Annotated in this window: 14 protein-coding genes and 1 pseudogene; 5 read left to right on the top strand and 10 right to left on the bottom strand. The window is 69.4% G+C overall.

What is annotated here, in order from left to right; translation table 11 throughout:
- Both WS91_RS04440 and WS91_RS04435 read right to left on the bottom strand, forming a co-directional pair.
- A pseudogene (locus WS91_RS04440) lies at positions 1 to 306 on the bottom strand (EamA family transporter); the annotation flags it as partial.
- Between the two features lie 508 nt (positions 307 to 814).
- Entirely contained in the window at positions 815 to 1,405 is a 591-nt protein-coding gene (locus WS91_RS04435; protein ID WP_059582229.1) for an IMPACT family protein, read from the bottom strand.
- A 255-nt stretch (positions 1,406 to 1,660) separates the two neighbouring features.
- Between WS91_RS04435 and WS91_RS04430 the strand changes: the two genes are divergently transcribed.
- Positions 1,661 to 2,299, top strand: coding sequence for a hypothetical protein (locus tag WS91_RS04430; protein ID WP_059582225.1), 639 nt, complete (start codon positions 1,661 to 1,663; stop codon positions 2,297 to 2,299).
- Positions 2,300 to 2,385: 86 nt separating this feature from the next.
- On the opposite strand, the gene WS91_RS04425 is transcribed toward WS91_RS04430, so the two are convergent.
- The 7 genes from WS91_RS04425 to WS91_RS04390 form a co-directional block, all read right to left on the bottom strand.
- Positions 2,386 to 3,315: a DUF2894 domain-containing protein gene (locus tag WS91_RS04425; RefSeq protein ID WP_059669821.1), complete on the bottom strand. Its 930-nt coding sequence runs from the start codon at positions 3,313 to 3,315 to the stop codon at positions 2,386 to 2,388.
- A complete protein-coding gene (locus WS91_RS04420) occupies positions 3,308 to 3,955 on the bottom strand; it encodes an OmpA family protein (RefSeq protein WP_059582220.1) in 648 nt (215 codons plus the stop codon). Before WS91_RS04420 ends, WS91_RS04425 begins: the two co-directional genes overlap by 8 nt.
- On the bottom strand, positions 3,952 to 6,528 hold the full coding sequence (locus tag WS91_RS04415; protein WP_059669816.1) for a DUF802 domain-containing protein: 2,577 nt from the start codon (positions 6,526 to 6,528) through the stop codon (positions 3,952 to 3,954). Before WS91_RS04415 ends, WS91_RS04420 begins: the two co-directional genes overlap by 4 nt.
- A gap of 10 nt (positions 6,529 to 6,538) precedes the next feature.
- A complete protein-coding gene (locus WS91_RS04410; protein ID WP_059669815.1) occupies positions 6,539 to 7,291 on the bottom strand; it encodes a DUF3348 domain-containing protein in 753 nt (250 codons plus the stop codon).
- Positions 7,292 to 7,923: 632 nt separating this feature from the next.
- Positions 7,924 to 8,910, bottom strand: a complete 987-nt coding sequence (locus WS91_RS04400) for an aldo/keto reductase (RefSeq protein WP_038747911.1) — start codon at positions 8,908 to 8,910, stop codon at positions 7,924 to 7,926.
- 52 nt (positions 8,911 to 8,962) lie between these two features.
- Positions 8,963 to 10,237, bottom strand: coding sequence for an MFS transporter (locus tag WS91_RS04395; RefSeq protein WP_059582203.1), 1,275 nt, complete (start codon positions 10,235 to 10,237; stop codon positions 8,963 to 8,965).
- A 108-nt stretch (positions 10,238 to 10,345) separates the two neighbouring features.
- The gene (locus WS91_RS04390) at positions 10,346 to 11,230 is read right to left on the bottom strand and encodes an MBL fold metallo-hydrolase (RefSeq protein WP_059669813.1); all 885 of its coding nucleotides are present in this window, start codon (positions 11,228 to 11,230) and stop codon (positions 10,346 to 10,348) included.
- 115 nt (positions 11,231 to 11,345) lie between these two features.
- Here WS91_RS04390 and WS91_RS04385 point away from each other — a divergent pair, with 115 nt between their 5' ends.
- Positions 11,346 to 12,284 carry a LysR substrate-binding domain-containing protein gene (locus tag WS91_RS04385; RefSeq protein WP_059669812.1) on the top strand — a complete coding sequence of 313 codons (939 nt, stop codon included), beginning with the start codon at positions 11,346 to 11,348 and terminating at the stop codon, positions 12,282 to 12,284.
- A 193-nt stretch (positions 12,285 to 12,477) separates the two neighbouring features.
- Positions 12,478 to 12,810, top strand: coding sequence for a DUF2322 family protein (locus WS91_RS04380; RefSeq protein ID WP_038747902.1), 333 nt, complete (start codon positions 12,478 to 12,480; stop codon positions 12,808 to 12,810).
- Positions 12,811 to 12,871: 61 nt separating this feature from the next.
- Here WS91_RS04380 and WS91_RS04375 read toward each other — a convergent pair whose 3' ends face one another.
- Positions 12,872 to 14,809 carry a M66 family metalloprotease gene (locus tag WS91_RS04375; protein ID WP_231751971.1) on the bottom strand — a complete coding sequence of 646 codons (1,938 nt, stop codon included), beginning with the start codon at positions 14,807 to 14,809 and terminating at the stop codon, positions 12,872 to 12,874.
- Between the two features lie 370 nt (positions 14,810 to 15,179).
- On the opposite strand from WS91_RS04375, the gene WS91_RS35470 reads away from it, so the two are divergent.
- Together WS91_RS35470 and WS91_RS04370 are read left to right on the top strand one after the other, a co-directional pair.
- On the top strand, positions 15,180 to 15,443 hold the full coding sequence (locus tag WS91_RS35470) for a hypothetical protein (protein WP_145986877.1): 264 nt from the start codon (positions 15,180 to 15,182) through the stop codon (positions 15,441 to 15,443).
- Positions 15,444 to 16,695: 1,252 nt separating this feature from the next.
- The gene (locus tag WS91_RS04370; protein ID WP_059582195.1) at positions 16,696 to 17,853 is read left to right on the top strand and encodes an iron-containing alcohol dehydrogenase; all 1,158 of its coding nucleotides are present in this window, start codon (positions 16,696 to 16,698) and stop codon (positions 17,851 to 17,853) included.
- Positions 17,854 to 17,929 lie beyond the last annotated feature (76 nt).

Below are 17,929 nucleotides of genomic sequence, written 5' to 3'. Positions count from 1 at the left end.
CGGCGTCGCGAGGCCGAGCATCAGCAGCGCGGGGCCCGCGACGCCGCCTGCCGCGACCGCGCCCGCGAGCCATGGAAGCTCGGCGGGCGGCACTCGCGACTGCTCGGCCTGCGACGCGTCGGCGCCGCGCGCGAGCCGGCGAATCAATATGAACGTCGCGAGGCCGATGCCGCTGCCGAGATAGAAGAGGCCTGCGACCATGAACGGCGTGAGCGAGCCGAGCAGCGTCTTCGCGAGCGGCGTGGTGGCGCCGAACAGCGCGGCGGCGAGGAGTGCGGTGAAAGCCGCGTTCATGCGTGCGGACATGGGCGTGGCGCGGGCGGCGCGGATCGACGTGAAAAAGTGACGCCACGATAGCGCAAACCGGGGGCGGCGGCCATTCGTTTCGTGGCGGGCGGGAACGTCGGCGGGGGCGTTGGCCGGATCGATCCCGCCGTCGTGCGATCGATTCTGACGGGACGACGGACTGAGGAGCGGATGGGGCGGCGAATCGGCCGAGCGGTGATTCGGCAAATCGTTGGGCTGGCAGGCTGGTGGATCGGTGGATCGGCGAGTTGGCGGGGGCGCAGGGCGACGAGGCGACGAGGCGACAACAGCGGCAACAGCGGCAACAGCGGCAACAGCCGTCGCCGAATGTCCGCTTCGAATCGTCGACTGCGCGTTCCGTGCTCGCCGACGCCCCTGGCTGACCGCTGCGGCGCAAAAATGCCGCGTGGCGCGGCACGGCACGGGATGCGCCGCGCATCCATCCGGCGCAAGCCCATCGCCGGCACCCGTCGCATCGCCCGGCGTTCCGTGCGCGGCCTCGCGCTCGTCAGTCGACTGAAGGAAACCCGGCGCGCCCTTGCGTCAGATCGAACAACGTGTCGCGCGCCGCGCCGAGCGCATTCGCGGGCAGCCGGATCACGAGCTTCACCGTCATGCCGTACGCGCTGTCGACGAGGTCGTGGCCTTCCTGCTCGATCCAGCGGCGCACGCGCGCTTCGTCCGGATAGCCGGTCTCGATCGCGAGCCGCGCGTACGCGATGCGCTCGATGCGCTCGGCGTCGAGGAGCGCGGCGGCGATCGCGTCGGTGTACGCGCGCACGAGGCCGCCCGCGCCGAGCTTCACGCCGCCGAAGTAGCGGACGACCGCGCCGAGCACGCCGTCGAGATCGTGATGGCGCAGCACTTCGAGAATCGGCCGGCCGGCGGTGCCGGACGGCTCGCCGTCGTCCGACATCCCGGACTGGCCGCCCGCGAGCAGCGCCCAGCAGACGTGCGTCGCGCCCGGATGCTCGGTGCGCAGCCGCTGCAACTCGGCCATCGCCGCGTCGCGGCCCTCGACCGGGATCGCGTATGCGATGAACCGGCTCTTGCGGATCTCGAGTTCCCGAATGTAAGTGGTGGCGAGTGAGTAAGTCATGTTCGGGATGCCGTTGAATCCAGAAAAATCGATGAAGCCGGGAACGTTGCGCCCCGATCGGCGTTGACCGAGACGAATGCGTTCGGGGCCGATTCGCCTGCATGGCGTCTGCCCGCGCCGCGCATGACGAAACGGAAGAACGGGAGAATTTTACAGTGGCGAGCATCGAGGCATTTCGCGGCCGCGAACGCAACGCGGACTACTTGCCGTATCGCCCGCGCCTTCGGCGCGAGCAAGTCGAGATGGCGTCGCTCGATGTCGAGTCCGGACAAGCCGGCGAACCAGGTGCCCCGGCTCGGCGGCGCATTTCTCTGGCGGCAGGTGTATAACGCGGTGTCGAGCGGCGCGTCGGCGATCAAGATCGCGATGTTCGACGAAGTCAACGAGGGGACGGCGATCTTCAAGGCGGCCGGCAAGCGAGGCGATGCGCCCGACCAGGGATATTGGCTGACGCTCGATGCCGACGGGCGCGCGCTCCCGAGCGACTGGTATCTGCGATTCGCTTACGAGGCGGGGCGCGTGGTGCGCGGCGAATCGCCCGCGACCGACGTGGTGCCGGCCAATCCCGGGCCGCAGGCGGCCGGCGTGCCCGCGTGCGGCGCGCTCGGGCCGAACCAGGGGCTTGCCGTGGGGCCGGCGCTCGTGTCGTGCGACGGCCGGTTCAAGCTCGTGCTCCAGAGCGACGGAAATCTCGTCACCTACCAAGGCGGCGCGGCGGTGTGGAGCAACGGCGTGTCGTCGCAGATCGCCGCGCGGGTCGTGATGCAGGCGGACGGCAATCTCGTCGAATACGACACCGCGGGGCGGCCGCTCTGGAACAGCGGCACCGCCGGCCGTGCCGGCGCATACGCGCAGTTGCAGAGCGACGGCCGGTTCGTGGTGACGGGCGGGTAGCGTTCCGGGGGGGCGCGCGGCCGGCGCCGCGCTGCGGCGCGGTTTGCGCGGCTCGTGCGGCTCGCGCGGCGCGCCGAAACGCGGCGTTACCGCGATTTCCTTCGCGCGCCCTTCTTCGTGGCGGCGCTTCCGGCGCGCGCCGCGTCGCCGCTCGCGGCGTCGTCGTCGCCGTTCATCTGCTCGAGCCACGACAACGCATCGACATACGAGAGGAACTGCCGCAGATACTCGGGCGACAGCTCGCGCATCAGCGACAGCGACCGGTGCACGAGGCTGCTCGAATTGAGCGGTCCGGCGTTCTTCGGCACTTGTTCGAGCGAGGCGAGCAACTGGCTGTCCGCGCTGACCTTCGACCAGGTTTGCCGGAAGTAGTCGAGCATGTCCGGTTCCGCGCGAAGGGCGCGGCGGTTGCGGTTCGCGGCGTCATTGGCGTCATTGGCGCCGGCGGACGGGCCGCCCGCGTTCGGGCGCGCCTGGCCGCCGATGTAGTCGAGCAGTGCGGCGAGCGGCCCGCGTGCGGGTGCGGGCGGCGCAGGCGTCGGCGTCGATGCGGGCATCGACGCCGATTCCAATGCCGGCGTCAACGCTGGAGCCGAAGCCGAAGCCGAAGCCGAAGCCGAAGCCGAAGCCGAAGCCGAAGCCGAAGCCGAAGCCGGAGCCGGAGCCGGAGCCGAAGCCGGAGCCGGAGCCGGAGCCGGAGCCGGAGCCGACGCCGAAGCCGAAGCCGAAGCCGAAGCCGATGCAGAAGCCGATGCAGAAGCCGATGCCGATTCCAATGCCGACGCCGCGTCTTCGGCCGCATCGGCGGCCGAAGACGCGCGCCGAAGATCGTCCGCGTACGCATCGATCAGCGCCGACAGCCGCGCATCCAGAATCCGGCGCGCGTCGCCGGTGTGGTCGGCCGCGCGCCGCCGCAGCGCATCGATGAAGCGAAAGCGCATGGGGTCGAGCCGATCCGCGCCGCGCGTGCGCCATGCGTCGAGCGTTTCTTGCGCGCGGGCCGCAGCGTCATTCATGGCGTTCACCGTCGCCGGCCGTCGGCCGCGGAACCGGTGCGATCTCGACGCGCCGGTTCTTCGCGCGCCCCGTATCGTCCGAGTTCGGGCTCACGGGCTGCTCGGAGCCGAACGCCGCCGCGAACACCGACGCCGCCGGCACGCCTTCGTCGATGAACGCGCGCGTCACCGTCAGCGCGCGCTTGGCCGACAGCTCCCAGTTGTCCGCGAAGCGGCGATTGCCCGCGCGCACCTGGAGGTCGTCCGCGAAGCCGCTCACCATCAGGATCTCGTGATTCGCGCTGAGGTAAGCCGCGAGCGGCCCGGCGAGGCTCTTCAGCAGATCGCGGCCGGCCGGCTGCAGCTCGTCGGAGTTCAGCGCGAACAGCACGCTGCCGCTGATGCCGATGCGTCCGTTGACGAGCGTCACGCGTCCCGCCGCGAGCGGGCCCGCCAGCGCCTGTTCGAGCGTCTTGCGGCGCTGCGTTTCCATCTGCCGTTGCCTGACCTCGGCGTCGAGCTTCGACGACAGCTCGAGCTGCACGCCGATCACGCCGACGAGAATCAGCACGAACGCGCCGAGCAGCACCGACATCAGGTCGCCGAACGCGGCCCAGATCGGCGCGGTCTGTTCGAGGCCGCCGTCGATTTCGTCGCTCATGCCGCTTCGGCTCCGACGGATGCCTGCCGGCCGGCGACGCGCTGCAGGTCTTCGATGATCTGCTTCTGCGACAGCATGCTCAGGTCGATGATTTCACGCGCCTGCGCGACGTAATAGGCGAGTTGCTCGTCACTGCGCGCGAGCGACTTGTCGAGCGCGGCTTCGATGCGCTGCAGATGCGCGACGAGCGTGTCGTTCGATTCGCCGAACGACTGGACGGCCGCGCCGAACGCTTCGCCGAGGCTCGCGACTTCGACCGCGCTGCCCGTCACCTGCGCGGCGACGGCGCCGAGCCTGCCGGTTTCGGCGTCGATCCGCTCGGTGAATTGTGCGCCGACGCGTTGCAACAGGTCGGCGCTCGTCGCGACGAGTGCGTCGACGGCCGTGCGCTGCTCGGTCGACGCGTGGTTGACCGCATCGAGAAGGGTTTCGAGCGTGGCGAGCAGCCGGCTTCGCTCCTCGAGCATCGCGGTGTCGCGGACCATGCTGTCGGAGAGCTTCTGACGCAGCTCGGCGACGACTTCGGCCGCGGCCTTCGGCGCTTCCGACGCGGCCTGCACGAGCCGGGAGATCTCGGCGATCGTGTCGCGCGCATGCGCTTGCGTTTGGGCGGAGATGTCGCGTGAGGTTTGCGCGAGCGCGTCGCAGATTTCCTGTTGCCGGTTCGCGGCGTGCGCGCTCGTTTGTTCCCATTCGGTGCCGAGCTTCGCGGCCATCGTTGCGAGCGAATCGGTCCACGTCGTCAGGCGCTGTTGATCGCGCGATTCGAGCGTCGTCTGCAAGTTCGAATGCGATTCGCTCATCGTGCGCAGCAGCGCAGCGGTATGTTGCTCGAACGCGGCGGCTTGAGCGGAGATGTCGCGTGCGGTTTGCGTGAGCGCGTCGCAGATTTCCTGTTGCCGGTTCGCGGCGTGCGCGCTCGTTTGTTCCCATTCGGTGCCGAGCTTCGCGGCCATCGTTGCGAGCGAATCGGTCCACGTCGTCAGGCGTTGTTGATCGCGCGATTCGAGCGTCGTCTGCAAGTTCGAATGCGATTCGCTCATCGTGCGCAGCAGCGCAGCGGTATGTTGCTCGAACGCGGCGGCTTGAGCGGAGATGTCGCGCGAGGTTTGCGTGAGCGCGTCGCAGATTTCCTGTTGCCGGTTCGCGGCGTGCACGCTCGTTTGCTCCCATTCGGTGCCGAGCTTCGCGGCCATCGTTGCGAGCGAATCGGTCCACGCGGCCAGGCGCAGCTCGTCGCGCGACGCCAGATCCTTCTGCAGATCCGCATGCGATTGGCCCACCGTGCGCAGCAGCGCGGCCGAGTGCTGCTCGAACGTCGCGGCGGCCGCGTCGAGCGCCTGCCGGTTGCGCTCGGCCAGCGTCTCGTTGGCCCGCTCCTGACGCGACAGCGCGTCGTTCCACGCCGCGGACACGCTGCCCGCCGTCGCGTCGAGGCGCGCCGAGACGCCGTCGAGCAGGCCCGCCGAGCGTTGCTCGAACGATTCGACGAAGCGGTCCGCCGAGCCGTGCAGGCGCTGCGCGAGCGCGTCGCTCGAGCGCTGATGTTCGTCGAGCGCGTTGCGCCAGACGTTCGCGACGTTCGTCGCCGTCGCGTCGAAGCCGGCCGACAGCCCGTCGAGCTGCCGCTGGACAGCCTGCGCGACGGCGTCGTGCAGCGCGGTCGTCTCGCGTGCGAGCGCCGCCATCGTGGTTTCCATGACGGGCTGCAACGCCGAGCCGGCCACGCGCGCGCTCTCGGCGGCGCTGTCCTTCAGCGACTGCCCGACCGACGACGCGAGGCGCGCATACGTCTCTTCCGCCTTGCCGAGAAACGCTTGCTGGCCGGCGATCTGCCGCTCGGCCGACGCAATGCCTTGCTGCTCGAGCGTCGTCATCATCGTCTGCAGCCGATCGACCAGCGTGGGCATCATGTCGGCCTGCCGCTGCAGCAGCCTGAAGGTCTCGTCGCGCTGATGGGCGTGCGAGTGCACGCGCAGCGTCGTCGCGATCTTCGCGTCGAGCGCCTGCGCGGCCTGGAGCCGCTCGCGCCGGCAAAGCGCGGACAGGAGGCCCAGCATCGCGGACGCGGACACGCCGGCGATCGAGGTGCCGAACGCGAATCCGAGCCCCTTGACGGGCGCGGCGAGCGACGCGCGGATCGCGTGCAGGTCCGTCGCGCTCTCGAGCGCGGCGCCGGTGCCCCGGAGCGTCATGACCATGCCGAGGAGCGTGCCCAGCATGCCGAGCAGCACGAGCAGGCCGACCAGATACGGCGTCAGCGCGGGGCCCGGCAGCGCGGCGCGCTCGCCTTCGACGCGCAGGCGCACCGCGTGGCGCAGGCTTGGATGCAGCCGTTCGAGCCACGCCCGCAATTCGGACGGCGGCTCGGACAGGTCCGCGACCGCGTGCGCGAGCGTGGACGTGGCCTGCTGATAGCGGCGCAGTTCGAGCGCGCCGGCAAGATAGCAGGCGGCGATCACGATGGTCACGGCGAGCGCGAGCGGATTCGACGCGGCATAGCCCGCGCCGATCCAGCAGACCGCGGCGAGACCGGCGAAAAAGAAAACGAGATGAACGTGATGTCTGGACATGGGGGCCCGGTTAGCTGGCGCGAAGGGCGGCGAGCAGCCCTTCGACCGGTTGAAAACGAACTTCCAGCTCGGTGAGCAGCACGCTTTGCATATCCTTGCGGAACGCGTCGAGCCACGCGCCCGGCGTGGCCGCGGCGGCGTTCACGGCGGCGTTGGCTTCGGCGTTGGCAAGGCGTTGCTGCTCGGCCCGGCGCAGGCGCTCGAAATACGCGCCGAGCAGCTTCGGCACGCACGCGAGCAGGCTCCGCTCGCGCACGGCGAGCGCGCGCTCCATCGTCGCGTCGAGCACCGCGAGCCGGGCGAGGGCGGGCGTGCGGGCGGCCATCGTCTGCCGCAGGCGGCCGCGCAGGTCGCCGATGTCGATCTCCATCGCCTGCTGCATCGACAGGTAGTCGTGGCGAAAAAGCGTGAAATCGGCGGGCGCGTCCGCCGCCGCGTCGCGGGCGGCGGACGGCGCGACGCTGTCGCGTCCGGCGGCGAGCGCGCCCGTGCGGGCGATCGCTTTCGCGAGCGACGCGCGCACGCGCGCGCATTGGCCGCTTGCGTTGTCGCCGTCGCCGTCGGCGCGCGCGCCGGCCGCCGCGGCGGGCGGACTCATGCCGAGCGCCGACGACAGCGCGATCGCGTCGGTCCACGCGAGCCATTGGCTCAGCCGGTCCGACAGCGACTGCCTGGATTCCGGCACGTCGGCGTCCGCCAGGCGAGCAAGCAAGCGGATCAGCGCCGGTCCGCCGAGCGCTCCATGTTGCGGGGCTTGCACCATGCCACGAGTGTCAGTTTCGAAAAAAGGCAGCAGTTTACACGTTGGCGAGGGGCGGGCCGCCACTTCTTGGCGATCGGCGAGGCCGACGGGCGTCGATGCCTGATGCCGCGGGCGGGCGGATCATCGTGTCGGGCCGCGCGCAAACGCGCGCGATCGCGCGTGGGGAAGCCGGTTCTCAGCCGGGCGCGCGAGCGAAGGTGGGTGTGGTCCGCCTGCCGGCGCGCCCGTTGTCGACGGTATTTCGGCTGCATTTCGGCTGCATTTTCGCGGCATTCGGCTGCAACTCGCCGAAGACGCGGCTTGCGCGCGGCGGTCTGGATGCGGTCGGCGTTCTCGATGCGCGCTCGGTGTTCGCGCGCACGACGCCCGTCGACCGCTTCGGCGCGACGCGGATCTCGACGCGGGCGACTGCGCGCCAACCGTTGGGCGTCAGCGCCGTTCGTGTCCGGCGGACGTTCGCCGGGCGGGCCGGCAGCAACCGCTCGCGCGCATGCACGCCCGGGGATTGCGCGCTTGCGCGCCCGAGCGATCACGGATCGCGGCGCATGCGTCATCGAACGCGATCGCTCGGCGGCGGCGCGGCAAGCGCGGACGCACCGCGTGTTCGCGCGGACGTTGCGCGCCGCGCACGCTCAATGCCGATCGATCAGCGTCGCCCGTTCGTTCGAGTACCGGTTGCCGTGCACCGTGACGCCCGCGAGCGCGCGCTCGATCTCGCGAAGATCCTCCGGCGTCAGCTCGATCGCCGCCGCGTCGACGTTCTCATCCAGACGATGCAGCTTGCTCGTGCCGGGAATCGGAACGATCCACGGCCTTTGAGCCAGAAGCCACGCGAGCGCGATCTGGGCGGGCGTCGCGTGCTTGCGCCGCGCGATCTGGTCGAGCCGGGCGACGACGCCGAGGTTCGACTCGCGCACGCCGGGCGCGAAGCGGGGAGACGCGCGGCGGGGATCGTCGCGCCCGAACGTCGTGCTTGCGGTGATCGCGCCCGTCAGAAAGCCCTTGCCGAGCGGGCTGAAGGAAACGAAGCCGATGCCGAGCGCGTCGAGCGTCGGCAGGATCGCCGTCTCGGGCTCGCGCCACCACAGCGAGAACTCGCTTTGCAGCGCGGCGACGGGCTGCACCGCGTGCGCGCGCCGGATCGTCTGCGCGCCGGCTTCCGACAACCCGAAATGCCGGACCTTGCCTTGCCGGATGAGATCCTGCACGGTTCCCGCGACGTCCTCGATCGGCACGTCCGGGTCGACGCGATGCTGGTAGAAGAGATCGATGTAGTCGGTCCGCAGGCGCGTCAGGGCGGCGTCGGCGACCGCCCGGATGCGCGCCGGACGGCTGTCCGGGCGCGCGCGAAGCTCGCCGTCGCGAAATCCGAACTTCGTCGCGATCACGACCTCGCGGCGAAACGGCGCGAGCGCCTCGCCGACGAGCGTCTCGTTGGTGTGCGGGCCGTAGGCCTCGGCGGTGTCGAAGAACGTCACGCCGCGCTCGAACGCCGCCCGCACGATTCCGATCGCGTCCTGCCTGCCGGGCGCCGGCCCGTAGGCCGCGCTCAACCCCATGCAGCCGAAGCCTATCGCCGACACTTCCAGGCCGCCAGCGCCGAGTTTGCGTTTTTCCATTTCCGTCTCCTTGGGCCCGCCGGGCGGGCCCGGCCGCTGATCGGCCGCTTCGTCATGCGCAACGCGCGGCCGCGGCGCGAGCGTGCTTCGTCACGCGCGTGATGCAGATGAGGCTGATGACCGCGGCGCCGCACACGTAGAAGCCGGGCGCGATCTTCGAGCCGGTCGACGCGATCAGGTAGGTGATGAGAAACGGCGTGAAGCCGCCGAACGTCGCCGCGGTGAAGTCGTGCGCGATCGACACGCCCACCGTGCGGATCGACGGCGGAAACAGGTCGCACAGCAGCGCGGGCATCGGCGCCTGATACGACGTCATCAGCAGGCCGAGAACGAACTGGCTGATCAGAAGCGACGCGATCCCCGGATGCGACACGACGAACTCGAACGCCGGGATCACGATCAGCGCGATCAGGATCGCGCCGGTGCGCATCACGCGCAGCCGCCCGAATCGGTCCGACAGGCGGCCGAACACCGGCGAGAACGCGGCTTGAACCACGCCCGTCAGGATGGTCGCGGCGAACGCGCTCGTCTGCGGCAGGCCGAGCGTGCGCACCGCATAGGTCGGAAGATAGTAGGCGAGCGCATATGACGACACCGACACGAGCACGAACGTGCCGATCGATAGCACGCAGAGCGCCGGATGCTCGCGGATCGCTTCGCGCACCGGCGTCGCGTGTCGCGGCGCGATCGTCTTGTCGTTGACCTCGGGGACGTTGCGCCGCATGTACACGGCGACCGGAATGATCGCGAGCCCGATGAAGAACGGGATGCGCCAGCCCCAGTGCAGGATCTGCTCCGAGGTCAGCGACGCCGAGATGACGACGCCCGTCAGCCCCGCGAACACCGACGTCAAGCCTTGCGCCGCGATCTGGAAGCTCGAGTAGAATCCCCGATCCGCGGCGGGCGCGCGCTGCACGATGAACGTGATGCCCGAGCCGTATTCGCCGCCCGAGGAAAAACCCTGAACGAGCCGGGCGATCACCATCACGGCCGTCGCGGCGCCGCCGATCGACGAATAGGTCGGCGTCAGCGCGATCATCGCCGTGCCGAGTCCCATCAGCGTCACCGTGAGCGTGAGCGCGGCCTTCGCGCTCACCCGGTCCGCGTACGAACTGAGCACGAGCGCGCCGAGCGGCTTCACGAGATACGAGCCGCCGAACGTGCCGACGGTCGCGAGCAGCGAGACGAGCGGATCGGAATGCGGAAAGAAGAGCTTCGAGATCGTGACCGAGAAGTACAGGTACGCGAACAGGTCATACCATTCGAGCGTCGTGCCGATGACGGCGGCGGCGATCGCCTTTTTTTCGACGGGCCGGATGGACGCCATGTCTGCCTCGCAGGCGGAGGGCCGAACGTATTGCTCTAGCATATTCACGAAATGCCCCGAAGGTGGATGGCGGCGATGCGGGCGGCCCGCGCCGCCGCCGGTCGGCGGTTAGTCGAGCTTGCTCGCCTGAGGTCCGGATACCGGAATCTCCATGCGATCCGAGCCGAAGAAGATGTTGCCGCTGTAGATCCGGCTCATCTCGACGATGACGCGCTCGCGCACGCCCGGCTTGTCGAACTGCTCCGTCACGTGCGAGATGACGAGATTCTTCGCGTTCGCCTGCCGGGCCGCCTGCGCCACCTCGAGATGGCCGGCCGTGAAAGCGGCGAACGTCCTGCTGGGCGCGGTGCCGCTCAGGTAGTGGCACATGTGCACGAGCACGTCGCAATCCTTCGCGAGCCGATCGAGCGCCGGGCACGGGCCGGTGTCGCCCGAATACACGATCGACTGGCCGTCGTGATCGATTCGATAGCCGTACGAAACGAGATGGGGCGCGAAGTGATTCACGGCAACGGCCTGCACGGTCCATTCGTTTTCAGTAACCGTCGCGAGCGGCGACAGCTCCGTGACGACCGGCTGCGGCCGCGCGCGCGCGCCTTCGCCGCCGCGCGCGCGATACACGTCGATGCTCGCCTGGTTCTCCGTGCGCGAAACGAGATCCGGGCCGAAAGCGCCGTCGTCGCCGAACAGGCGATCGGTGATTTTCCGCAGCGGCGGCGGCCCGTACACCTTCAGCTCCGGGATTCTGCCCGCGCCCTGATCCCACCGCGTGAGCAGAAGCCGCGGGTAGTCGCCCATGTGATCGTAGTGGTGATGGCTGAAGAACGCATGCGAGATGCGCGTCGCGGAAACGCCGAGTTCGAGCAGGCGATGGTGCGAGCCGAATCCGTGATCGAACACGATGTAGTCGCCGCCCGCTTCGACGAGATAGCCCGAGCACATCCGGCTGGTTGAGGGCGTGGGCGTGCCGGTGCCCAAGAGCCACAGTTTCATCTGACCTCCAAGTCACGAGTCATGGTGCGTGCCGCACCTGTGAGCCCGATACTAGTTCGGCCATATAACTCGGCGTTGAAATATACTGAACGCGCGATAACCAAATGGAAACGCCATGCGAAGCCGGGACGAGCAGCTGTTGGCCGCGTTGACGCAGCGGCTGAAAGCGCGGCACTTCGTGCTGCTGTCGTCGATTCATCGCCATCGCACGCTGCGCAAGGTGGCCGACGAGATGAACCTCAGCCAGCCGGCGATCACGAAGGCGTTGCAGGAACTGGAGGAGATCGTCGGCGCGGCGCTCTTCGAGCGGACCGCGCGAGGGCTCGTGCCGACGCCGGCCGCCGACATGCTCGTGTCGCGAAGCGCCGCCTTCCTGGCGGATCTGCGCAATCTCGCGGGCGATCTCACGGCGATCGAGGACGGCTTTCACGGCGTCGTGAGGATCGGCGTCATCCATTTCATTGCGTACGGCATCCTGACGAAAGCGATGGATGCGCTGCGGGAGCGCGGATTCAACTATCGCTTCGCGGTGCGCGACGGCGACACCGATACGGTGGTCGGCATGCTGCGGCGTCACGAGATCGACTGCGCGATCGCGCGGCTCACGCACGAAAGCGCCGGCGAGATCGAGCAGGAGGTCCTCTACGTTCAGCAGCCCGTACTGCTTTCGAGCCGCGGCTACCGCGCTCCGAAGGGCCGGGGCGCGACGATCGACGCGGTCGCCGGCGCGCAATGGGTCCTGCCGCCGAAGGCCACGCCGACGCGGCGCGCGTTCGACGAGATGCTCGTCAGGCGCGGCGTCCTGATCGGCGAGCCGCTCGTCGAAACGACGTCGGTGACGGTCATCGAGGCCGTGCTGGCCGCGAACGACGAAGCCGTCACGATGCTGCCGCGCGACCTGGCGGAGGAAGTCGCGCACGGCGGCGCGTGCCGCATCCTGCCGATCGATCTCGATTTCGCGCTGCCGGCCGTGTGCCTCGTCACGCGGCAGGACATGGCGGGCGACCGGACGCTCGACGCGCTCAAGCGCGCGATCCGGGCGGCCGCGGCGTAGCGGCGCGGCGGCGCGAACGACGTGTTCCGGATGCTTTGCGGATGGGGGCGACGCGCATCGGGGCGACGTCGGCGAGCTGCCCGCCGATGAGCCGCTCTCGCGCCGCGTATGCCGCGTATGCGTCATGCATGCGCACGCGATCGGCTAAGATACGCCCCGCCGAACTTTTCCCCGACCATACGGAGTGACAGCAGTGATTCAGCCGACCCGCGCATTCAAGGACAACCTCGCCCAATTGCCCGCCATCGACGGCATCGAGCGCATCGATCTCGTCGACGCGAAGGGCGCGGTGGTGGCGAGCATCGAGAACAAGCCGGGCAAGCAGGGCTCGCTGGCCGTGTATCACTATCTGCGCGAGACGTTCGGCGCGCTCGACGCCGACGCCGCCGAGCACGGCCTCGCGGTGTTCGCCGAGCACACCGCCGATGCGCGCGACCGTCCGGGCGCGCATCCGAACGTCGACCGGCTGCTCGCGATCGCGGCGGGCGGCGAGGCGCTGCGCATCGACGTCGTCGCGCGAGCCTGAACGGTGCGCCGCGCGCCCGGGCTTCGCGTCGGGCCGCGCCGCGCGCCCGAGCGCCGCGACGTCACCGGCTGAGCAGCACGGTCGGATTCGCGGGCATGCCGTTCCACACCGTCGGCGTGTCGAGCAGCTCGATCTTGCCGATGGGCTGGTCGCCCGGCACGTTGATCGCCCACACGCGCAAGCTGCTGCCGCTGAGCGGATTGGCCGCGTTGGCGTTGTCGACGGTGGGCGTCCACCACGCACGGAATCCGCCCTGCAGCACGCGATACGCGCGGCTGCCGTCCGCATACGTGACGCGCAGCGTGTAGTCGCAGCCGCTGCCTTTGCAGTACCACGGATACGTGCCCTTATCGACGGTGATCGCCTGGCGGTCCGCCGCGGAGGTCGGATCGAACGTCGCGATCAGGTTCCCCGTGTACGTGAACGGCGGATAGATGTACGACGCGCCCGCCGAACCGGCCTTGCTGAAGCTCACGATGATCGTGTGCACCGGCACGCCGGTTCGCACGGGCAGATTCTGGTTGACGCCGTAGAGCCCCTTGCCGTCGGTCGTCGGCGTGTACGGCGCGCGCGCCTGCGCGGCCGCGTCCCACTTGCTGTAGCCGCTGGGCGAAGCGGGATCGATCAGCACGCGCGATTCGATCCATGCCTGCATCCGGCCCGTGTTGTAGTCCGAGAACGTCGCGAACTTGTAGCCGCTCGATTGATCGCCGGCGCCGCTTTGCATGGGGTCCTGCTTGTAGCAGCGGCCCTGCGCGTCGACCTGATGCGAGCTCGCGCACTTCGCATGGCTCGACGCGGTGGCGGGCACGAGCACGTCGAGGAACTCGCGGCGGTTCGGGTCGTAGCCCCACGCCGATCCGTTCAGGCTGCCGCCCGCGTACGGATAGGCGCCCTTCGCATATTCGTCTCCCGCGTGGCCGAGGCCGAACGCGTGCCCCTGTTCGTGAATGAAGATGCCGGTGTAACGATGATCGCCGACCGACGCGCCCGAGCCGACGCCGCCCAGTCCGCCGCCGAGGTTCGCGAACTTCCCGCTCGAATTCAGCGCGAGCAGCGGCGCGTAGTACTGATCGTTGAGTGCGCCGTCGCCGTTCGCGGTGCGCATGCTCGAAATCAGCGTGAGCATCGCGCTCATCACGCCGTAGCCGTCCTTCTGCTGATCGAGCGCGGTGACCGCATAGGCGGGCTGAGCCGCGCCGGCGCGGTCGGCGCGCGGACCGACGACGACCGTCGCGAGGCTGAAGCGCCCGGCCGGGTGCGTGCGGACCTTCACGTCCGACGTCGGCCATTTCGCGGAGATCTCCTGCTGCGTGGCGGCGTCGGGCGCCTGCGTCGCGGACAGCGGCGGCGAATTGGCGTCGTCGGCGCCGAACAGATAGAACGGCAGGATCGTCAGTTGCACGTCGGCGTCGGTGCCGAACACCGGGGCCTGCGCGACGCTCGGCGTGTAGTTGGCCGCCGACACGCTGAACGAGACGCCCGGCACCATCCACGCGGCGGGCACGACGGCGCTCCAGCGGTCGCCCGCATACGCGCGGCCGTTGGACTCGGTCGGCGGCAGCGCGGACGGCGGGTTCAGCGCTAGCGCGCCGAGCTTCGCGCCGTTGCGCCACGCTTGCAGGACGGGCTGCGCGGCGTCCGCCTGGCCGATGGCGACCAATGCGAGCGCGTCGCGCCCGCCGATCAGGCGAAGCCTCGTGCTGGCATTCGGGAGCGCCCAGCTCAAGCCGCCGCTCGGCACCACGTGAGTCTGCGCGAATTCCAGCTTGTCGATCGAGATCTGCCCGATCGACGTGCTGCTGGAAGGCGGCGTGGGCGTGACGCCCGGCGTATTGACGGCCGTTTCGGGGGCGTTCGTCGTCGCGGGCGCGGCGGGCGCGGCGGCGCCGTTCGCATTCGACGCATCGGAGGAGCCGTCGCCTCCGCACGCGGCGAGCAGCAGGGCGGAAAGCGAAGCGGCGAGGGCGGCTCGCGACGTGATGCGAGTGGTCGTCATGTGCGTTGTGTCGTTGTTGGAAAAGGGGTGGTGGAGCGTGTGCGGCGGATCGGCCGTCGGTCGGGCCGGGGCCGGGACGGCGGTCTTCTCGCGCGTGTCGTTTCTCGTTTCTCGAATCGATTCGATTCGGCCCGGCTCGGCTCGTTTCGAAGCGCCGCCGTCACCGCGGCATCGGCACCGGATGCGCGGACGCGGCGTCGATCGGGAAGGCTGAAGCGTGCCGTGACGTCGGCGCGGGCGTGTTCTTCATTTGCTCTGTACTCCGGATGACATGCGGAACGTGAAATCCTGCGCATGATAAACGCAACGCATCGTGAAGATATTGACGCGTCGTGCATGTCGTCGCTCGGTGCTCCTCGCTCGGTGCCCGATGGTCGTCGCGGATGTCGAAAACGGGGCGCGCCGTTCAGACATGTTCGGCATGTCCAAGCATGGCCTGCGGCGAGCGTGCGATGCGCGCATTCGACGAAGCCCGCGTCGCAGCGCATGGCGCATGAGCGATTGCGCGTCGGTCGGCACGGTTTCGTCGCGCGCCGTGGCGATCATCGTGGGCGATCGGATTCGAACGAGATCGCGCAGGCGCCTGGTCATGGCGCGCCGGCTAATCGGCGGCGATCTGTGCGATGGCGAATGATCGATTGCCGGGCGCGGTGTGCGCCGTGAATCTCGAGCGCGTCGTTTCCGCGAGCAAGCGGCGGCGGCCGCATCGAGCGTGATTGCCGATTCTTGGATCGATGCGCGGGATCGTTCGGACGACTTGTCGGCGTGGGCGTCGAATGCGGGAGACGGCGGGCGGTTCGGCTCGAATGGTCGGTGCGCGAGCGCCGTTTTTCACGCGGGCGGCGCGCACCCGAGCGACGCGCGTGGTCCGCCGCGGCAGCGGCGAGATGGGCCGCTCATTGGCCGCTCATGGGCGCGACTCGGCCGCGGCCGCGCGGGCTTCCGCGACATCCGATGCCGCTCTAGACGACCGGTCTAATTGTGCTATGATGCGCGCCATGATCTTTCGCTCGACTGCGCACGTGCGCCGCGCGTCCTGAACGCCGCGACGCGAGGCCGATCGCGCTTCCGCACTGGGTTTTGGCGGGCTGGCTCGAGCGAAATGCTCGCGGCGGAGGACATCCCGAAAGAGGTGCTCCGCCGCTGCCTCGATTTGACGGAGGCTTTGTAGGAAGCGTTCGGCGGAGCGCGGCCCGGCGCCTGTTCGGGCGGCTGCCTCGCGCGTCGCGCGCGCGGCTGGCCGGCCGGGGCGGGCGCGGTGCACTCGAGGCGCGCGCAGGCGCAACGGGCCGAACACTCGGCACGGCGACGATCCGGAGCGCAAACGTGCGTTGCGGCGAAGTTCGGCGCGAAGATGGCGGGTATCCCGGCGACGATGCGGAGTGTGTTGACGCGCGGCTTCGACGCTGGCCGCGAATCGTCGCGCGTTACGCGGCCAGCGTCGAAGCCTCGCGCGCTGATGGTTCGCTCGGGCGGATCGCACGCCGGTGCGCGGCGTGCCTGCGGTGCTGCGTTGGCAGGCTGTTGAAAAGCCGGCTTGCGAGGTGCTCGCACGTGGTTTTCGGGGATGGTCTCACACCCCTTGCCCGAGTCGCACGAGCGGTTTGTCGTGCGTTCCGAGAGGTCGACAAGTTGTGTTTTGCCGCCCCCTCGCGGAAAGAATTTCAACGGCGCGCCAGGCACGGCGGCCCGGCGATGGCGACGCGGCATCGAAACGATGCCGCGCAGCTGGAGGCCGCTTGAAGCCGTGGCGGCGGCGACGTCGCCGCGCATGGATGTGCCGCAGCCGAGTCGTCGATCGGCCGGGCATCGAAGCAAGGCGCGCATGAGCGTGCCTTCTTTTGAGTCCGTTTATAGACGACTGGTCTACTTTTGATGGAGCAAACATGCAGAATTTCGATTTCTACAATCCGACCCGGATCGTCTTCGGCGAGAACACCGTTGCGCGGCTGAACGAGCTGCTGCCGGCCGCGGCCCGCGTGCTCGTGCTGTACGGCGGCGAGAGCGCGCGCAGCAACGGCACGCTCGACGAGGTCCGCGCCGCGCTCGGCGCGCGCGACGTGCGCGAGTTCGGCGGGATCGAGCCGAATCCGACCTACGAGACGCTGATGAAGGCGGTCGAGCTGGTGCGGCGCGAGCGCGTCGATTTTCTGCTCGCGGTCGGCGGCGGATCGGTGATCGACGGCACGAAGTTCGTCGCGGCCGCCGTGCCGTTCGCGGGCGATCCGTGGAGCATCCTCGAGACGCACGGCGCGAACGTCGCGGCCGCGCTGCCGTTCGGCAGCGTGCTGACGTTGCCCGCCACCGGCTCGGAGATGAACAGCGGCGCGGTCGTCACGCGCCGCGCGACGCACGCGAAGCTCGCGTTCCGCCACCCGCTCGTGTTCCCGAAATTCTCGATCCTCGATCCGACGAAGACGTACACGCTGCCGCCGCGGCAAGTCGCGAACGGCGTCGTCGACGCGTTCACGCACATCGTCGAGCAGTATCTGACGTATCCGGCCGACGGCCTCGCGCAGGACCGCTTCGCCGAGGGCCTCTTGCAGACGCTGATCGAGATCGGCCCGAAGGCGATTGCCGAGCCGCACGACTACGCGATCCGCGCGAACCTGATGTGGGTCGCGACGCTCGCGCTGAACGGTCTGATCGGCGCGGGCGTGCCGCAGGACTGGGCGACGCACATGGTCGGCCACGAACTCACCGCGCGCTACGACATCGATCACGCGCGCACGCTCGCCGTCGTGCTGCCGTCGATGCTCCAGGTGCGGCGCGACGCGAAGCGTGCGAAGCTGTTGCAGTACGCGGCGCGCGTGTGGAACATCGTCGACGGCGCCGAGGACGAGCGCATCGACGCGGCGATCGAGCGCACGCGCGCGTTCTTCGAGAGCCTCGACGTGAAGACTCGCCTTGCCGACTACGGCGTGGGCGCCGACGCGATCGACGGTCTCGTCGCGCAGCTCGATGCGCACGGCATGACGCAGCTCGGCGAGCGCAGGGACGTCACGCTCGACGTGAGCCGCCGCGTGCTCGAGGCAAGCCTGTGATTCCAAGCCGCTTCGAATCGTCGAAGCTCGGCGGCGTGCGCCGCACGCCAATGCCCCTCGTTTCATTTCAATGGAG

Source organism: Burkholderia sp. MSMB1498 (assembly GCF_001526245.1).
Lineage (GTDB): Bacteria > Pseudomonadota > Gammaproteobacteria > Burkholderiales > Burkholderiaceae > Burkholderia > Burkholderia savannae.
This window is presented reverse-complemented; position numbering and strand designations above follow the sequence as displayed.

Bases quoted from the DNA above. Each gene is read 5' to 3' on its own strand.
- WS91_RS04435 (WP_059582229.1), bottom strand. From the start codon at position 1,405: ATGACTTACTCACTCGCCACCACTTACATTCGGGAACTCGAGATCCGC.
- WS91_RS04430 (WP_059582225.1), top strand. From the start codon at position 1,661: ATGTCGAGTCCGGACAAGCCGGCGAACCAGGTGCCCCGGCTCGGCGGC.
- WS91_RS04425 (WP_059669821.1), bottom strand. From the start codon at position 3,315: ATGAATGACGCTGCGGCCCGCGCGCAAGAAACGCTCGACGCATGGCGC.
- WS91_RS04420 (WP_059582220.1), bottom strand. From the start codon at position 3,955: ATGAGCGACGAAATCGACGGCGGCCTCGAACAGACCGCGCCGATCTGG.
- WS91_RS04415 (WP_059669816.1), bottom strand. From the start codon at position 6,528: ATGTCCAGACATCACGTTCATCTCGTTTTCTTTTTCGCCGGTCTCGCC.
- WS91_RS04410 (WP_059669815.1), bottom strand. From the start codon at position 7,291: ATGGTGCAAGCCCCGCAACATGGAGCGCTCGGCGGACCGGCGCTGATC.
- WS91_RS04400 (WP_038747911.1), bottom strand. From the start codon at position 8,910: ATGGAAAAACGCAAACTCGGCGCTGGCGGCCTGGAAGTGTCGGCGATA.
- WS91_RS04395 (WP_059582203.1), bottom strand. From the start codon at position 10,237: ATGGCGTCCATCCGGCCCGTCGAAAAAAAGGCGATCGCCGCCGCCGTC.
- WS91_RS04390 (WP_059669813.1), bottom strand. From the start codon at position 11,230: ATGAAACTGTGGCTCTTGGGCACCGGCACGCCCACGCCCTCAACCAGC.
- WS91_RS04385 (WP_059669812.1), top strand. From the start codon at position 11,346: ATGCGAAGCCGGGACGAGCAGCTGTTGGCCGCGTTGACGCAGCGGCTG.
- WS91_RS04375 (WP_231751971.1), bottom strand. From the start codon at position 14,809: ATGACGACCACTCGCATCACGTCGCGAGCCGCCCTCGCCGCTTCGCTT.
- WS91_RS35470 (WP_145986877.1), top strand. From the start codon at position 15,180: ATGGTCGTCGCGGATGTCGAAAACGGGGCGCGCCGTTCAGACATGTTC.
- WS91_RS04370 (WP_059582195.1), top strand. From the start codon at position 16,696: ATGCAGAATTTCGATTTCTACAATCCGACCCGGATCGTCTTCGGCGAG.